The organism is Micromonospora trifolii (assembly GCF_050516465.1).
Classification (GTDB): Bacteria; Actinomycetota; Actinomycetes; order Mycobacteriales; family Micromonosporaceae; genus Micromonospora; species Micromonospora trifolii.
In genome coordinates this window covers 3917666-3932991 of sequence record NZ_CP191526.1, presented here as the reverse complement: position 1 = coordinate 3932991, position 15326 = coordinate 3917666, and the positions used below count along the sequence as shown (strand labels likewise).

Genomic DNA, 15326 nt, shown 5'->3' with positions numbered 1-15326 from the left:
GCAGCTCGGGCCCCGTCGGGGATCACAGCCCGCGCAGCGCGCCGCCGTCGACCGGCAGGGTGATCCCGGTGAGGTAGCTCGCGGCGGGGGAGAGCACGAACGCGGCCACCCGGCCGAACTCGGCGGGGTCGCCGAGGCGGCGCAGCGGGATGTTGGCCTCCGCGTCGGCGCGGGCGCGATCCGGGTCGCCGGTCGCGGCGAAGAGCTCCCGGTTGCGGTCGGTCATGATCCGGCCGGGCAGCAGCCCGACCACTCGGACCCCACGCGGACCGTAGTCATCGGCGATGTCCTTGGCCGCACCGACGAGGCCGGGCCGTAGACCGTTGGAGATGCCGAGGCCGGGCACCGGGCCGCGAGCCGAGGTGGAGAGCACCAGCCCGATCGCGCCGCCCTCGGGCAGTGCGGCGGCGATTGTGCGGACCGCGCGGATGGTGCCCAGGAAGACGGTTTCGAAGGAGACCCGCCACTGCTCGTCGGTGATCGCCGCGGCGTTGCCCGCCGGTGGACCACCGACCGAGATCAGCGCGCCGTCGAGCCGGCCGAAGTGCTCCTGGGCGGCGGCGACAAGCTGCCCCGGGGTCTCCGGGTCGGTCAGGTCCGCGGTCAGCCCGACGGCGTGCTCCGGGCCACCCAGCTGCTGCGCGGCGGCGGCCACCGCGTCCGGGTCCCGAGCCGAGAGCACCACCCGCGCACCGTCGGCGACCAGGCTCTGCGCGGTCGCGTAACCCAGACCGCGGGAGGCGCCGGTGAGGACGTACACGCGGTCGGTCAGTCCGAGATCCATAGCTTAGATCCTGCCGCATCCGGTACGCCGTCGCCAGCAAGGGTGGACAGCCGTGGGGCGGGGCGCAGCAGGCGTACCCGGCCGGCGATCTGCACCGCGACGGCGCCGCCGGCGCGGCCCACCGCCGGCGCCCGGCGCGGACGCGGAGCCCGGAGCCCGTCGTAACGCAGGCGCGCCTCCCGGACGGCCAACTCCTCGGCGGCCGCCGGTGGGAGCGCGTGCTGGGCGCGCAGCGCCCGGGCCAGATCCCAACCGTCGCGAAGCGATCCGGCGGTGGGTCGCCGGGCGGCCCACTCGGCGAAGGTGGTCGACCACCTGGCGCCGAGGCCGGCGGCGAGCAGTGGCCAATGCCGGGCCACCTCGCCGGCCCGCTTACGCAGCAGAGCCGCGCGGGTGGCGGCCAGCGGTCCCGGCGCGAACCCCGGCGGGGGTGGCCCTCCGGCGACCAGCGCCGCGACCAGTTCGGCCTGCCGTTCGGCGAGCCCGGCGCGGGGCATGGGCGCGGAGTCGCCGTCGGGTGCCCCCGTCATGTCACGGCCGGGAAGCCCGCAGCGGCGGCCAGGGCGTCCAGTTCGGCGCGGAGTTCGGCGGCCGGCGGGTACTGGCCGTCGCGCTCCAGCAGCAGCGCCGGCGGTCGCCGACGGGCGCAGAGCGCGCCGACCAGCTCCAACACCGCTGTCGGCACCGGGTCGGTGTGGGTGTCGTGGTAAAAACCGCTGTGCTCCGCGCCGCCGGCCACGTGGGCGTACGCGACCCGCTCCAGCGGCAGGCGGTCCAGCAACGCCAGCGGGTCGGCGCCCCGGTTGCGGGCGTTGGCGTGCACGTTGGCCACGTCGAGCAGCAGCAGTGCCCCGGTCCGGTCGAGGATCTCGGTGAGGAAGTCCGCCTCGTCCAGCTCGTCGTCGGGCCAGTCGACCAACGCGGCGATCGGCTCCAGCGCGATCGGCACCGGAAGCTCGGCCTGTGCCCGCGCCACGTTGGCGCAGACCGCGTCGACGGCTTCCCGGCTGCGCGGCAGCGGCAACAGGTGGCCGGCCTCCAGGCCGCCGGCCCGGACGAACGCGATGTGCTCGCTGACCAGCGGGGCGTCCAGGCGTTGCGCCACCGCGGCCAGGTGCGCGACCCGGGCCGGGTCGACCGGCTCGGCGCCGCCGAGGGAGAGCCGCACCCCGTGCGGTACGACGGTCACCGCGCGTTCCCGCAGCTGGGTCAGGCCGGGCGGGAGCGGCCCGGAGGCGGGCACCCCCTCGGCCACCACCTCGACGAAGCGCAGGCCGGGCAACTCGGCCACGAAGCCGGCGATCTCCGGACGCCAGCCGATGCCGACGCCGGACGGGCCGGTCATCCGCCGCACCCCCCACCACCCCCGCACCCGCCGCCTCCACCGCCGCCGCCGCAGGAGCTGCCGCCGTCCCCACCGGAGCTGTCGCCTCCGCCACCGGACGATCCGTCGGAGCCGCCCGTCCAACCGCCGCTGCTGGAGATGGCCTGACGCTGGATCTCGGCCTGCTCGGCGAAGCCCGGGTCGAGGGCCCAGAGCGAGGCGGTGCCGTACAGGGCCACGCCCATCGCCGCGCCGGCCGCTCCGTAGGTGGCGTAGGCGGGCGCGGAGGCCGGCGCGAGGTGGGTGTGTTCGCCGCGGACGGAACGAAGGGCGGCGCGACCGGCCCGGGTGCGGACGGGTGCCCGGCGTAGCAGCAGGGCCGCGCACAGGAGGGCCGCCAGGGTGAGCAGCAGGTAACCCACCGGGCGACCGCTGAACAGGCCGGAGAACAGCCGGAGCACGCCGAGGCCCAGCAGGGCCCACAGGAACTGGCTCCAGAGGCGGGCGCGGGCGCGCTGCGTGTCGTTCGTCAGCAGCCCGCGCTGCTCCAGGCCGTTGCGGATCTGCTCCAGCGCGGTGCGTACGCGCTGGTCCTGCGGCAGGTCCCGGACCCGGGAGTGCTGGTGGGCGGCCCAGTGGATGGCCTGATCCAGTGGGGTGAGCCCGGTCGGCGCGGCGCCGACGGTGGTCAGCCGACGGTCCGGTCGTACGCCGACCGCGCCGCTGCCGCGCAGCCCGCCCAGCGCCGCGTGCACCGCGAGCTGGGGGCCACCGTTGAGGTACGCGACCTGCTGTGCTCCGAGTGGATCGAGGGTGGTGTGCGCCGGGACGGTCAGCAGGCGGATCCGGTGGTACGCCGCGATCGCCACCACCACGATGGCCGCCGCGATGTAGTACCGGAGGAAGGTCGGGCCGGAGATGCCCCAGGTGTCGCCGGACGCGGCGTGGACGATCATCGACTGCTCCTGTCACCGGAGGGATCGGCGGCCCCATTGTGGAGCAGCCTCGCCACGGTCGACCGACCGGTGTCCGCGCGGTCAGTGCCGGCGGACCGCCTCCTCGACCAGGTCGAGCACCGGGCCCAGGTCACCGGCCGGTCGGCCCATGGCCAGGTGCAGCACCAGGCCGTCGTAGGCCAGCTCCAGGAACTGGGCCAGCACGTCGATCGGTACGTCCTCGCGCAGCACCCCGGCGTCGCGCTGGCGGGCCAGCCGGTCCCGGGTCGCCTCCGCGATGGCGGCGGACCGCTCCGCCCAGCGCCGGGCGAACGCGGGGTCGGTGCGCAGCCGCCGGGAGACCTCCAGTTGGCTGCCCAGCCAGCCGGTGGTGTCGGGGGAGACGGCGCGGGCGAGTAGATCGCGCATCACCTGCACCAGGCCGTTGCGGGCCACCGTCTCGACCATCGCCGCGGCGTCGTCCTCGGCGACGGCCAGGAAGAGCGAGTCCTTGTCGCGGAAGTGGTGGAAGATCGCGCCACGGGACAGGCCGGTGGCCTCCTCAAGGCGGCGTACGGTCGCCCCCTCGTAGCCGAGCCGGGCGAAACACGCCCGGGCTGCGGCGAGGATCTCCTGCCGGCGAGCGTCGAGCTGGTCCTGGCTTACTCTGGGCACACGTCGATCGTTGCAGGTCACCCCGGGGCATGCAAACCGTACGTACGGCTTGGGATGTCGTCGACTACCATCGCCCGGTGACCCAGCCCCGCACCCTGCCCAGCTCCCCGCTGACCGTGGCCACCGTCCAGGCCACCCCCACGCCGGGCGACGTCGCCGGCAACGCGGTCATCGCCGCCGACCTGGTCCGCCGAGCCGGTGAGCGGGGCGCCCGGGTGGCCGTCCTGCCGGAGCTGTTCCTCTGCGCGTACCACCCACCGGTCCTCGCCGCCGACCCGGCCGGCACGGACGTCGCGGCCGATTCGGCCGGGATGGTCGCGGATCCCCGGCTCGACCCGCTGCGCGTCGCGGCGCGCGAGGCCGGCGTCACCGCGCTGGTCGGCGCCGCCGTCCGGCACCCCGACGGCCGGCGGACCATCGCGGCGCTGGTGGTCGACCGGACCGGCGAGGTGCGGGTCGGATACGACAAGCAGCAGTTGTGGGGCGATGAACGGGAGCTGTTCACCCCCGGCGAGCGGGGTGCCACGCTGCTCGTCGACGACTGGCGGCTCGGGCTGGGCATCTGCTACGACGGCTGTTTCCCCGAGCACGGCCGGGCCGCCGCCCTCGACGGCGCACACGCCTACCTGTGCCCCAGCGGATACCTGGCCGGCTCCGAGCACCGCCGGGACCTCTACTACGCGGCGCGTGCCCTGGACAACACGATGTTCGTGGTCTTCGCCAACGCGGTCGGCGGCGTCCACCCGTGGCGGTTCAACGGCGGCGCGGCCATCTACGACCCCGAGGGGCGGGTGCTGGCTCGCGGGGCGGACGACGGCACGGCGGTGCTGGTGGCGACGCTGGATCCCGCCGTGCTCGCGGCCACCCGGGCGGCTCACTCGATGCTCGTCGATCGGCTGTCGGACCAGGGCGGCCCGCGGCTGTCGATGCCTGGCTGAGCCCTTCGTCAGGTCGATAGCCGCCGCATCTGTTGGCGGACACGTCGGTCCCGTAGGGTGCCCGAGTGCCACTGCTCCTGCTGGACCTGGACAACACCCTGCTGGATCGGGCCGGGCCGTTCCGCCGCTGGGGTGAGCGCTTCCTGGACAGCATCGGCGCGCCCCACACCGACATCGACTGGTTGGTCTCGATCGACGCCGACGGTCTGACCGACCGCTGGGACCTCGCCGACGCCATCCGGGACCGCTACGAGCTGCGCATTCCCTCGATCGACCTGGTCGAGGAGCTGCACGATGGGGTGGTGGCGCAGACCCGGCTCGACCCGCTGACCGCCTGCGCGCTGCGGATCGCCGACGACGCCGGCTGGGTGCCGGTGGTGGTCTGCAACGGCACCGTACGCGTCGAGGACGCCAAGATTCGCCAGACCGGGCTGGACCAGTACGTCGCGGACTGGGTGATCTCCGAGGAGGCCGGCGTCAGCAAGCCCAACCCGAGAATCTTCGCGCTCGCCGCCCAGCGGGTCCGGATGCCGCTGCGCGGGGCGTGGGTGATCGGTGACAGCCCGGAGGCGGACATCGGCGGCGCCGCCGCCGTCGGGCTGCCCAGCGTCTGGCTGCACCGGGGGCGCACCTGGACGGACGTCCGGTTCGCGCCGAGCCGCACCGTGGACGGGCTGATCGCCGCGGTTGCCACCGTCCTGGCCCGCTGAGGGTTTCCCCGCTGGTGGCGTGCGTCGGAGCGGCCGTTCGGGTGGCGGCCCGGTAATTCGGTTGACCGGCGGACGTGGTGGTACGAGCATTGTCCGCGCATGGTGCATCCCGGGCGTGTGCCCGGTCGAGGAGAGGGGGTCGGTCATGGCCGTCTTCGCAGGTCGCTTCCAGCTGCCTATCTCAGCCTCGACCAAGGGAACCTCACCACAGTGCGCGATCATGACCTTCCGGCGCTCGAGCGCCGAAGCCGCGGCAAGAGCCGCTTCGACGACGACGAACCGCAGTTTCTGAAGCGCGGGCGGCCCACCGAGCCGCTCGCAGACCCCGACAGCGAGCCCGACCCGGACACCGGCGAGCGCTGGTCGTCCTGGGACGACGCCGTGCACGGACCACAGCCGTACCCCACCTGGCTGGTCACCGAGTTGGCAGCCAAGGACACCGAGCTGGGTGTGCTGAAGACCGGCAAGGAGGCGGACGTCCACCTGGTCCGTCGGGCGGTGCCGGACACCGACCGGTCCTGCCTGCTCGCTGTGAAACGCTACCGCGATCCCGAGCACCGGTTGTTCCACCGCGATGCCGGTTACCTGGAGGGCCGTCGGGTGCGCCGGTCCCGGGAGAACCGGGCAATGGCCGGCCGGACGGCGTTCGGCCGGCAGATGATCGCCGGTCAATGGGCGGCGGCCGAGTTCGCCGCGCTCAGCCGGCTCTGGGAGATCGGCGCCGGGCACGACCGGATCGCCGTGCCGTACCCCGTGCAGGTGCGGGGCACCGAGCTGATGCTGGAGTTCGTCGGTGACGCCGAGTCGGGGGAGGCGGCACCCCGACTGGCCCAGCTGCGGCCCGGCCCGACCGAGCTGCGTGACCTGTGGGCCCAACTGGTGGAGGCGCTGCGGGTGCTGGCTCGGGCCGGCTACGCGCATGGCGACCTGTCGCCGTACAACCTGCTCGTGCACCAGGGCCGGCTGGTCGTGATCGACCTGCCGCAGGTGGTCGACGTGGTGGCGAACCCACAGGGGCCTGAGTTCCTGGCCCGCGATGTGCGGGTGGTCGGCGCCTGGTTCGCGGCCCGGGGTCTCCCCGCCGAGCAGGTCGACCCCGGCCTGTTGACCCGGGAGTTGCTGCACGAGGCGGGCCTGCGCTGATCGGAGCGGGTCGGGCGGCCACCGCCCGACCCGCCACGTCGGCTATTGCAGGTAGCGCTCCACCTCGGGCTTGGGGCGTTCGCCCTGGGCGTCCGGGTCGCCGTGGGTCTCCCGGGCGGCCCGTCGGCGGCGCAGCAGGTCCCAGCACTGGTCGAGGGACTCCTCCAGGGCACGCAGTCGCTCGCTGGCCTCGCCCTCGGTGCCCGACTCGTGGGCCTGGGCGTCGGCACGCAGCTTGTGTTCCTCGTCGACCAGCTCGGAGATCCGGTTCAGGATGGTCTTGTCGTCCATGCCACAGAGCCTGGCACAGGGTGCCGGGCATCGCCCGGATTCGGGGGTACCGGTGCGTCCCGGGTCACCGACCCGCACCGGCCAGCCCGACACCGCCCGTCCGGTGCCGATGCCGCAGCCGGGTCGGTGGCCTGCGGCCGCGCTGGTTGGTCGGCCCACCCGGCGGGGTTGCTGCGCCTGAATATCCATTCAGGATTTGAGCAAGGCGAAAACATCGATGAGTGTGCACGCGCTTAGATGGAAATTGCGCCGTCCGCAAGTCTGGAGGTGCCCTTCGTTTGGTGAGATGCTTCCGTCGGCCCAGAAGGTGAAAGTTTCATCAACCCGCCCGACCGAAGTGGACCGCTGCGGTCGCCGGGACGACGAGGAGACGTGGTTCGATGTCGCAGGTGTCCGAGGCGCGCCCCGCCACCGTCAGTATCGAGCCCCGGACAATCCCGTTACGACGCGTTCTGCCGGCACTGGTACGCGATCCGCTGGGCGCGCTCGTCGACTTCGCGCAGGACGCCGACGGCGACGTCGTCCGGCTCAACCTCGGCTCGTTCCGCCCCTATCTGGTCAGCCATCCTGAGCACCTGCAACGCGTCCTGCGGGACAACGTTGCCAACTACACCCGGGACGGCGACGGGTTGCTCTGGCGACCCGTGCGTCGAATCGTCGGTGACGCCATCCTGGTCGCCGAGGGTGAGATCTGGGAGTCCAGCCGAGGCGCGCTGCAACCGTTGTTCACCGCCAAGCGGGCCGAGACGCTCGTCGACAAGATGGCCGAGGCGATCAACGAGGCGGTCGACGAGTGGCTCGAACCGGCCCTCGCCGGTCGCCCGATCGACGGCGGCGCCGAGCTGACCCGGATCGTCCTGCGCACCACCATGCGGGTGCTCTTCGCCGACCGGATCTCGGTCCCCGATGCCCTGCGGATCAGCGCCGCGCTGGACACCGTCACCACCGCGATGCTCCCCCGGCTGCTGATGCCCGCCGTGCCGTACGCGGTGCCGATGCCCGGCGACCGGCGCTTCCGCGACGCGGTGCGCACCATCGACGAGGTGGTGCTGCCGATCATCCGGGAGGCCCGGGCCCATCCCACCGACGGTGACGACATCATCTCCACGCTCTGCCGGCCGCGCGCCGACGGCAGCGAACCCGACGAGTACGCGATCCGCGGCGACGTGGTCGCGATGTTCTCCACCGCCACCGAGACCACCATCGCCCTGCTCTCCTGGCTCTGGCCGGTCCTGGCGTCCCGACCCGACGTGGCCGAGCGGATGACCGACGAGATCGAGCGGGTTGTCGGCGCCGAACGGGTCGGCCGCGAGCACCTGCCCCAGCTGCGCTACGGCCGGATGGTCCTCGACGAGATGCTGCGGCTCTACCCGGCCGGCTGGATGATCCCGCGCACAGCGGTCGGCGACGACGTACTGGGCGGGGTGCGGATCAAGGCCGGCGGCACCGTGCTGGTCAGTCCGTACGTCACCCAGCGGATGTCGACGTTCTGGACCGACCCGGCGCTCTTCGACCCGGAGCGGTTCGCGCCGGAGCTGCCCCGGCGACGCTACCGCTACTCCTACTTCCCGTTCGGCGGAGGCCCGCACCAGTGCCTCGGGCAGTACCTGTTCCTGCTGGAGGCCCAGCTCATCGTCAGCACCGTGCTGAGCCGCTACCGCTTCCGGCTGCGCGAACCGGTCGACCTCACCCCTCGGATGGGCGCCTCGCTGCAACCCAAGCAGCGGGCCGAGGTCATCCTCACCCCGGTCGAGCGCCCGGTCGCACCGTGACCGAGACCCCGCGACCGGCGCGGGCCGGTCAGGACGCGGTCGCCGAACAGGGCCGGGTGTGCGCGCTCGCCGTGCGGGGCGTACGCGACCTCCAGAACGTCACCGCCGCGCACCCGGAGCTGTTCGACGCCGCGCCGTTCGACCCGGCGCTGCTCAGCTCGGTGGCCACCGCCATCGCCTTCACCGCGCCGTGGCACACCGCCGCGGAACTGCGGATCACCACCCGTACCCTGCTCTGGGTCTTCGCCGCCGACTGGCAGGTCGACTACCTCGCGCGGTCCGTCGACGACGTCCGGGAGGTGGTGACCGACTGCCTCGCGGTGGCCGACGGCGCGGCGCCGCCACCGGGGCGACACCTGGCCCGACTCCTGGCCGACCTGCGCGACGAGCTGACCACCGTGCCGGCGTTCGTCCGGCTGCGGCCGATCTGGCGCGACGAGCTGGCCCGGATGCTCGCCGCCGTGGCGCGGGAGTGGGACTGGAAGCACCTGCCGACCGACCCGACCACCGGCCGGCGCCTGCCGGACCTGGACCGCTACCTGGACAACGCCGACAATCTCGCCTGTTCCTTCGTCAACGTCACCCACTGGATCGCCACCGGCGACGAGAAGACCCTCGCCCAGTTGACCGACCTGCTGGACGCCGGTCGTGGCGTGCAGCGCGTACTGCGGCTGGTCAACGACCTGGCCACCCACGGTCGGGACGCCGAATGGGGTGACCTGAACGCCCTTTCGCTGGTCGACGACCCGGCGCAGGTGCACGACCGGCTGGCCGAGCTGACCGCACGGTCCCGGGGGGACCTGGCCGCCCTCGCCGAGCGGTGCCCCCGCCAGGCGGACTACCTCAACCGGCAGATCTCCTTCACCGGCGGCTTCTACCAACTGTCGGACTTCTGGGGCGCCCGCGATGAGTGACGGCGCCACCCGGGTGTTCGCCGACGCGGCTACCGCCGCCGACCCGGTCGCCGCCACCGCCCGTGAGTTGATCGCCGGCCTTGGTCTGCGGCCGTGGGGGCAGGTCGCCGCGTCGGTGTACGAGACCGGGCGGCTGGTCGCCGTCGCTCCCTGGCTGACCGGGCACCACCAGCGGATCGCGTTCCTGCTGCGCAGTCAGCGCCCGGACGGGGCGTGGGGCCCACCCGAGGGGTACGCCCTGGTGCCGACGCTGAGCGCCACCGACGCGCTGCTCGCGGCCCTGGCCGACGGCAGGGCCGGGACGGAACTGCTCGCCCCGGTGGCCCGTGGGCTCGGCGCGCTCGTCGGCACGCTGCTCCCCACCGACGCCCGGACTCTGCCGGACACCCCCGCGCTGGACCTCATCGTTCCGGCGCTGGTCGACACCATCAACGACCGGCTCGCCCGGCTGGAGCGGGCCACCGCCGCCCGCCTGCCCCGCCCGCCGTTGCCGCTGCCCACCGGGCTCAACCGGGACCGGCTGCGCGCGGTGCGGTCCGCTGTGGCCGCCGGAGCGACGCTGCCACCGAAGCTGGCCCACTTCTACGAGATCCTGGACGCGACACCCACCGACGCCGGCCCAACGCTCACCGCGGTCGGCGCCTCACCCGCCGCGACCGCGGCCTGGCTGACCGCGGCCGGCCCGGCCGCCGGCCCCGCCGCGCACGCCTTCCTGCGGGCGTTGATCCGCGACGGCGGCGGTCCGGTGCCCTGCCCGGCGCCGATCACCGTCTTCGAGCGGGCCTGGGTGCTGAGCGGTCTGCGTCGCGCCGGGATCACGATCAACCCGCCGGCCGCCGTCCTGGAGAGCCTGACCGCTGCCACCGCCGGCCAGGGCATCGCCACCGGCGACGGCCTGCCGACCGACGCCGACACCACCTCGGTGTCCCTCGACGCGTTGGCCCGGCTCGGCCATCCGGCGGACCCGGCCAGCCTGTGGGCGTACGAGACGGCTGACGGTTTCTGCACCTGGCCGGGGGAGGACGGCTTCTCGGTCACCACCAACGCCCACGTGCTGGACGCCTTCGGCCAGCACCTGATCCGGTACCCGGACGCGGACGCGCGCTATCACCGGGCGGTCGACCGGCTGAGCACGGTGCTGACCGGGCACCAGCGCGCGGACGGCGCCTGGCAGGACCGGTGGCACGCCTCGCCGTACTACGCCACCGCCTGCTGCGTGCTGGCACTGGCCGAGTTCGGGCGGGGGGCGGCCGCCGCCGAGGCGGTGGATCGGGCGGCCGGTTGGGTGCTGAACAGCCAGCGCGCGGACGGTTCGTGGGGGCGGTGGGCCGGCACCGCCGAGGAGACCGCGTACGCCCTCCAGGTGCTGCTGACGGTGCCGACGACGGTGCCGCGGGTCGACGACGCCGTGGCGCGCGGGCACGCCTACCTGCACGAATCCGCCGCCCGGGAGCATCCTCCACTGTGGTACGGCAAGGAGCTGTACTGTCCGACCGTCATCGTTCGCGCCACGGTGCTCGCGGCCTGCCGGCTGGTAGGCAATCGTGCACCGAGCGTGGACCGATCGGTGGTGGATTGCGGTTACCAGTCAACAAAAACAGCAACTTGAGGGGTTGTGTGGACACTGCTAGCGTACGCAGAGCCTCAGCCCCGGATGCCCCGCTGTGGTGGGACGTCGCCCCCTCTGATCATTCGTTGATGAGCTGAGTCAACGCCCGGCCTGGGACGGTTCAATGCGTTCTCGCGGTACGAGTATCCGCACCAAGGTTGTCGCCCTGCTGCTCTCCCTGGTCGCGCTCTGGATGTTCGCGGCGTGGGTGACCCTGCGTGACGGCTTCAACCTGCTCGGTGTCCAGTTGCTCAACAGCAAGGTCTACACGCCGAGTGAGCCGTTGTTGCAGGAGCTCCAGGTGGAGCGGCGGTTGACCCAGGCGTACCTGAGCAACCCCGAGGCCGCGCAGCGGACGGCGCTCGAAGCCGAGCAGCGCAAGACCGCGCAGCTGGCCGCCGACTTCGCCGCCTCGGTGCGCAACTGGCAGGTCGACATCGCCGGCAGCTCCGCACTGGACACGCAGCTCGATATGACGATCGCTGAGGTCAACGGGTTGGAGCGGACCCGAGCCGAGGTGCTGGACCGCAAGATCGACCGGATCGCCGCCGCCGAGGCGTACACCGACGCGATCGAGTCGATCTTCCAGATCTACGACGTGACGGGCAGCCTTGACGACAAGCAGATCGCTGGCGAGGCCGCGGCCCTGATCCAGCTCAACCGGATGAAGGAGCTGATCTCCCAAGAGGACGCGCTGCTCAGCGGCCTCTTCGGCAACGGTCGGATGAGCGGCGCCGAGTACGCCCGCTACGTCGCGCTGGTCGGCTCGGAGCGGTTCGTCGGTGAGGAGACCCGGGTCCGGCTCGCCGACTCCGACCAGCGCCGTTACCAACAGCTCGTCGAGGGTGAGGCGTTCACCCGCCTGCGCGCCGTGCAGGACAGCATCATCCGCGAGGGCCGGCCGTCGACCCAGCTGCCGGTCGGCGCCGAGCAGTGGCGGGGCACTGTCGAGCCGGCGCTGGCCGAGGTGAACGACGTCGTGACCGCCGGCGGTGAGGGCATCGTGGACCGGGCCACCGGCGTCGCCGTGATGGTCGTCGTCCGACTGGTGCTCGCCACCGGCCTGGGTCTGCTCGCCGTCATCGCCTCCGTCGTCGTCTCGATCACCACGGCGCGGAATTTGCTGCGCCAGCTGGACCGGCTGCGGGAGGCCGCCTGGCAGCTCGCCGACGAGCGGCTGCCCCGGGTGGTGGAGCGGCTCGGGCGCGGCGAGGAGGTCGACGTCGCCACCGAGGCGCCGCCGCTGGAGTTCGGCACCGACGAGATCGGCCAGGTCGGCAAGGCGTTCAACGCGGTTCAGGAGACCGCCCTGCGCACCGCCGTCGAGCAGGCCGACCTGCGTCGCAACGTCCGCGAGGTCTTCCTGAGCCTGGCCCGACGCACGCAGGCGCTCGTCCACCGCCAGCTCACCCTGCTCGACGCGATGGAGCGTCGCGAGCACGACGCGGAGGAGCTGGAGGACCTGTTCCGGGTCGACCACCTGGCCACCCGGATGCGGCGCAACGCGGAAAACCTGATCGTGCTCTCCGGCTCCACCCCCGGTCGGGCGTGGCGGCGCAACGTCCCGATGGTCGACGTGGTGCGCGGCGCCGTGGCCGAGGTGGAGGACTACACCCGGGTCAACGTGCTGCCGCTCGGGCCGGTCTCGCTCGCCGGCCGGGCGGTCGGCGATGTCATCCACCTGCTCGCCGAGCTGATCGAGAACGGCCTGTCGTTCTCCCCGCCCCACACGACCGTGGAGGTCCGCGGTCAGCTGGTCTCCAACGGGTTCGCCATCGAGATCGAGGACCGGGGCCTCGGCATGAGCGAGGAGGACCTGGCCGCGGCGAACCACCGCATCGTCGACCGGTCCGAGCTGAACCTCGCCAACGCCGCCCGCCTGGGGCTCTACGTGGTGAGCCGGCTGACCGAGCGGCACGGCGTGCGGGTACGACTCAAGGAGTCCGCGTACGGCGGCACCACCGCGGTCGTGCTGATCCCGCTGGAGCTGGTCACCGAGACCGGCGCCTCCCCGGACGACTCGGGCTCGTTCCGGGCCGGCTCGGCCATCCCGATGCCGTCGGCGCCCGCCACGGACAGCGGCCGTCCGGCGTCCCTCGCACCGGTCGCGCTCGCCGCGCCGACGACCACCGCGCCGGAGGCGGCGGTGACCTCGGCGGTCCCGGTGCCGGCTGACACCACCGCACCGGCGACGGACGAGGAGGCCGAGGCGGACAGCGTGCTTCCCACCCGACAGCGGACCACCCCGGCAACCGGCACCCCCGACCTGCCCACCCGCACCCGGCGCGGCCCGGCTCAGCCAGCCCTGGAAGCCCCGACCGTGCCCACCGGCCTGCCCGCCGTCGACCGCACCCGCCCGGAGGCCCCCGACGGGGAGCCGGCCCCGGCCGGTGACGCTGGCCCGACGCCCGCCCGCGCCGAGGCGGAGCGGACCGACTCCGGCCTGCCCGTCCGGGTCCGACAGGCGAACATCGTGCCCGAGTTGCGAGACGACCCGGCGGTGTCCGAGACCGACGACGAGGATGTGGTGCGCCCACCGGAGCAGGTTCGCCGGATGATGAGCTCCTACCAGACCGGCACCCGGCGTGGGCGGACCGACGCGGCTCGGCTGCTCGGCGGCGGCGCCTCCGGCACCCCGGCTGCGACGCCGTCCGAGCCGACCGACGAGGATCCACAAGCGACCTGACCGAGCACCGACGACGCGGGTTTCCGCGCGGTGTGACGGTCAAGCCCCAGACGAACACGGCGCACAGCCGGGCGAGAAGAGGACGACGAAGTGACCCAGAAGACGGCTTCGAGTGCCGACCTGACGTGGTTGCTGGATGACCTGGTGGGCCGGGTGAAGCAGGCCGAACACGCGGTCGCGCTCTCCACCGACGGCCTCTTGATGGCCTCCTCCCAGGGGTTGAGCCGGGACGACGGCGAGCACCTCGCAGCGATGGCGGCCGGCATTCAGAGCCTCGCCCGGGGCGCCGGCAAGCGTTTCGGTGGTGGGCAGGTGCAGCAGACCATCATCGAGATGCAGTCGTCGTTCCTGTTCGTCACCGCGGCCGGCCGCAACGCCTGCCTGGCGGTACTGGCCACCGAGGACGCCGACGTCGGTCTGATCGCCTACGAGATGGCGATGCTGGTCACCCGCGTCGGCAAGTACGTCGCATCGCCGTCGCGCGGCACTGATCAGCAGGTCGGCGAGAGGTAGCGGCGATGACGGTCCAGGGAGAGTCCGCAGACCATCAGTGGGTGGACGACCATGCGGGTCCGGTGGTACGTCCGTACGCGGTAACGCGTGGTCGGGCCCGCCCGGTCACCGGCACTTTCGACCTGATCTCCCTGGTCACGGCGACCCGAGCCGAGGTCACGCCCGAGGTCGGTCTCGGTCCTGAGCATTTGGCGATCGTCGGGCTGTGCCAACGCATACAGTCCGTCGCCGAGATCGCCGCCCATCTCGACCTGCCGGTGGGCACCATCCGGGTGCTTCTCGGTGATCTGGCGGCCCGCAGCCTGGTGCAGGTCCGCGAGCCGCAGACCACGGCCGGTCTTCCCGACAACAGCATCTTCGAGGCGGTTATCAATGGACTACGGGCACTCTGACCGGCCGGCGGGAGCGACGCCACTGCCCACCGCGATCAAGATCCTGGTCGCGGGCGGCTTTGGCGTGGGCAAGACGACCATGGTTGGCGCGGTCAGCGAAACCCGGCCGTTGCGTACCGAGGAGGTGCTGACGGAGTCGGGGGTCGGCATCGACGACCTGTCCGGGGTGGAGGGCAAGACCACCACCACCGTGGCCATGGACTTCGGCCGGATCACCATCAGCGACGACCTGGTGCTGTACCTGTTCGGTACGCCGGGGCAGGACCGGTTCTGGTTCGTCTGGGACGAGTTGGCGTTGGGGGCGATCGGCGCTGTGGTGCTGGCCGACACCCGCCGGCTCGCCGACTGTTTCCCCTCGATCGACTACTTCGAGGGTCGGGGTACGCCCTTCGTGGTGGCGGTCAACTGCTTCCAGGACGCCCGGAAGTACCGGCTCGACGAGGTGCAGGCCGCGCTGAACCTGGACCCGGGTGTGCCGGTGCTGCTCTGCGACGCCCGGCAGCGTGAGTCCAGCAAGGAGGTGCTCGTCACGCTGATGGAGCACGCCATGAAGACCCGCGAGGCCCGCCGCCGCGCCGCCAGCGGAGACTGACCAGAGTTTTTCGGGGGAGGGTGTCCGGAACGCTGCCGGCCGATCGTC

The 15326-nt window shown here is 72.9% G+C and carries 16 protein-coding genes; 10 read left to right on the top strand and 6 right to left on the bottom strand.

The genetic code is table 11. The features are described 5' to 3' along the window. Positions 1–22: 22 nt before the first annotated feature. The 5 genes from ACQRWP_RS18150 to ACQRWP_RS18130 all read right to left on the bottom strand — a co-directional run bounded on the left by ACQRWP_RS18150 (position 23) and on the right by ACQRWP_RS18130 (position 3718). Positions 23–784 carry an SDR family oxidoreductase gene (locus ACQRWP_RS18150; RefSeq protein WP_430496319.1) on the bottom strand — a complete coding sequence of 254 codons (762 nt, stop codon included), beginning with the start codon at positions 782–784 and terminating at the stop codon, positions 23–25. Next, positions 769–1314 (bottom strand): hypothetical protein, encoded by a 546-nt coding sequence (locus ACQRWP_RS18145; RefSeq protein ID WP_430496317.1) that lies wholly within the window; start codon positions 1312–1314, stop codon positions 769–771. The genes ACQRWP_RS18150 and ACQRWP_RS18145 overlap by 16 nt, the downstream gene beginning before the upstream one ends. Further along, positions 1311–2129: a DUF692 domain-containing protein gene (locus ACQRWP_RS18140; RefSeq protein ID WP_430496315.1), complete on the bottom strand. Its 819-nt coding sequence runs from the start codon at positions 2127–2129 to the stop codon at positions 1311–1313. Before ACQRWP_RS18140 ends, ACQRWP_RS18145 begins: the two co-directional genes overlap by 4 nt. Then, on the bottom strand, positions 2126–3064 hold the full coding sequence (locus tag ACQRWP_RS18135) for a TIGR04222 domain-containing membrane protein (RefSeq protein ID WP_430496313.1): 939 nt from the start codon (positions 3062–3064) through the stop codon (positions 2126–2128). The genes ACQRWP_RS18140 and ACQRWP_RS18135 overlap by 4 nt, the downstream gene beginning before the upstream one ends. Before the next feature lie 81 nt (positions 3065–3145). Continuing rightward, a complete protein-coding gene (locus tag ACQRWP_RS18130; RefSeq protein WP_091403732.1) occupies positions 3146–3718 on the bottom strand; it encodes a TetR/AcrR family transcriptional regulator in 573 nt (190 codons plus the stop codon). Positions 3719–3795: 77 nt separating this feature from the next. Here ACQRWP_RS18130 and ACQRWP_RS18125 point away from each other — a divergent pair, with 77 nt between their 5' ends. The 3 genes from ACQRWP_RS18125 to ACQRWP_RS18115 all read left to right on the top strand — a co-directional run bounded on the left by ACQRWP_RS18125 (position 3796) and on the right by ACQRWP_RS18115 (position 6509). Further along, positions 3796–4656 (top strand): carbon-nitrogen hydrolase family protein, encoded by an 861-nt coding sequence (locus ACQRWP_RS18125; RefSeq protein WP_430496311.1) that lies wholly within the window; start codon positions 3796–3798, stop codon positions 4654–4656. Positions 4657–4721: 65 nt separating this feature from the next. Continuing rightward, entirely contained in the window at positions 4722–5366 is a 645-nt protein-coding gene (locus tag ACQRWP_RS18120; RefSeq protein WP_430496309.1) for an HAD family hydrolase, read from the top strand. Between the two features lie 210 nt (positions 5367–5576). Further along, complete coding sequence (locus ACQRWP_RS18115) at positions 5577–6509, top strand: serine protein kinase RIO (protein ID WP_430496308.1); 933 nt, start codon at positions 5577–5579, stop codon at positions 6507–6509. A gap of 42 nt (positions 6510–6551) precedes the next feature. Here ACQRWP_RS18115 and ACQRWP_RS18110 read toward each other — a convergent pair whose 3' ends face one another. Then, the gene (locus ACQRWP_RS18110) at positions 6552–6800 is read right to left on the bottom strand and encodes a DUF2630 family protein (protein ID WP_091403743.1); all 249 of its coding nucleotides are present in this window, start codon (positions 6798–6800) and stop codon (positions 6552–6554) included. A 434-nt stretch (positions 6801–7234) separates the two neighbouring features. Here ACQRWP_RS18110 and ACQRWP_RS18105 point away from each other — a divergent pair, with 434 nt between their 5' ends. The 7 genes from ACQRWP_RS18105 (at position 7235) to ACQRWP_RS18075 (ending at position 15278) form a co-directional block, all read left to right on the top strand. Continuing rightward, positions 7235–8572: a cytochrome P450 gene (locus ACQRWP_RS18105; RefSeq protein ID WP_430503219.1), complete on the top strand. Its 1338-nt coding sequence runs from the start codon at positions 7235–7237 to the stop codon at positions 8570–8572. Continuing rightward, positions 8569–9486, top strand: a complete 918-nt coding sequence (locus ACQRWP_RS18100) for a terpene synthase family protein (protein WP_430496307.1) — start codon at positions 8569–8571, stop codon at positions 9484–9486. The genes ACQRWP_RS18105 and ACQRWP_RS18100 overlap by 4 nt, the downstream gene beginning before the upstream one ends. Then, positions 9479–11095 (top strand): prenyltransferase, encoded by a 1617-nt coding sequence (locus ACQRWP_RS18095; RefSeq protein ID WP_430496305.1) that lies wholly within the window; start codon positions 9479–9481, stop codon positions 11093–11095. The genes ACQRWP_RS18100 and ACQRWP_RS18095 overlap by 8 nt, the downstream gene beginning before the upstream one ends. A gap of 124 nt (positions 11096–11219) precedes the next feature. Then, positions 11220–13781 carry a nitrate- and nitrite sensing domain-containing protein gene (locus ACQRWP_RS18090; protein ID WP_430496304.1) on the top strand — a complete coding sequence of 854 codons (2562 nt, stop codon included), beginning with the start codon at positions 11220–11222 and terminating at the stop codon, positions 13779–13781. 90 nt (positions 13782–13871) lie between these two features. Continuing rightward, positions 13872–14294 carry a roadblock/LC7 domain-containing protein gene (locus ACQRWP_RS18085; protein ID WP_030337269.1) on the top strand — a complete coding sequence of 141 codons (423 nt, stop codon included), beginning with the start codon at positions 13872–13874 and terminating at the stop codon, positions 14292–14294. A 5-nt stretch (positions 14295–14299) separates the two neighbouring features. Further along, positions 14300–14686, top strand: coding sequence for a DUF742 domain-containing protein (locus tag ACQRWP_RS18080; protein ID WP_030337267.1), 387 nt, complete (start codon positions 14300–14302; stop codon positions 14684–14686). Further along, on the top strand, positions 14667–15278 hold the full coding sequence (locus tag ACQRWP_RS18075; protein ID WP_196924375.1) for a GTP-binding protein: 612 nt from the start codon (positions 14667–14669) through the stop codon (positions 15276–15278). Before ACQRWP_RS18080 ends, ACQRWP_RS18075 begins: the two co-directional genes overlap by 20 nt. The last annotated feature ends 48 nt before the right edge of the window (positions 15279–15326 follow it).

Bases quoted from the DNA above. Each gene is read 5' to 3' on its own strand.
- ACQRWP_RS18150 (WP_430496319.1), bottom strand. From the start codon at position 784: ATGGATCTCGGACTGACCGACCGCGTGTACGTCCTCACCGGCGCCTCC.
- ACQRWP_RS18145 (WP_430496317.1), bottom strand. From the start codon at position 1,314: ATGACGGGGGCACCCGACGGCGACTCCGCGCCCATGCCCCGCGCCGGG.
- ACQRWP_RS18140 (WP_430496315.1), bottom strand. From the start codon at position 2,129: ATGACCGGCCCGTCCGGCGTCGGCATCGGCTGGCGTCCGGAGATCGCC.
- ACQRWP_RS18135 (WP_430496313.1), bottom strand. From the start codon at position 3,064: ATGATCGTCCACGCCGCGTCCGGCGACACCTGGGGCATCTCCGGCCCG.
- ACQRWP_RS18110 (WP_091403743.1), bottom strand. From the start codon at position 6,800: ATGGACGACAAGACCATCCTGAACCGGATCTCCGAGCTGGTCGACGAG.
- ACQRWP_RS18095 (WP_430496305.1), top strand. From the start codon at position 9,479: ATGAGTGACGGCGCCACCCGGGTGTTCGCCGACGCGGCTACCGCCGCC.
- ACQRWP_RS18090 (WP_430496304.1), top strand. From the start codon at position 11,220: ATGCGTTCTCGCGGTACGAGTATCCGCACCAAGGTTGTCGCCCTGCTG.
- ACQRWP_RS18080 (WP_030337267.1), top strand. From the start codon at position 14,300: ATGACGGTCCAGGGAGAGTCCGCAGACCATCAGTGGGTGGACGACCAT.
- ACQRWP_RS18075 (WP_196924375.1), top strand. From the start codon at position 14,667: ATGGACTACGGGCACTCTGACCGGCCGGCGGGAGCGACGCCACTGCCC.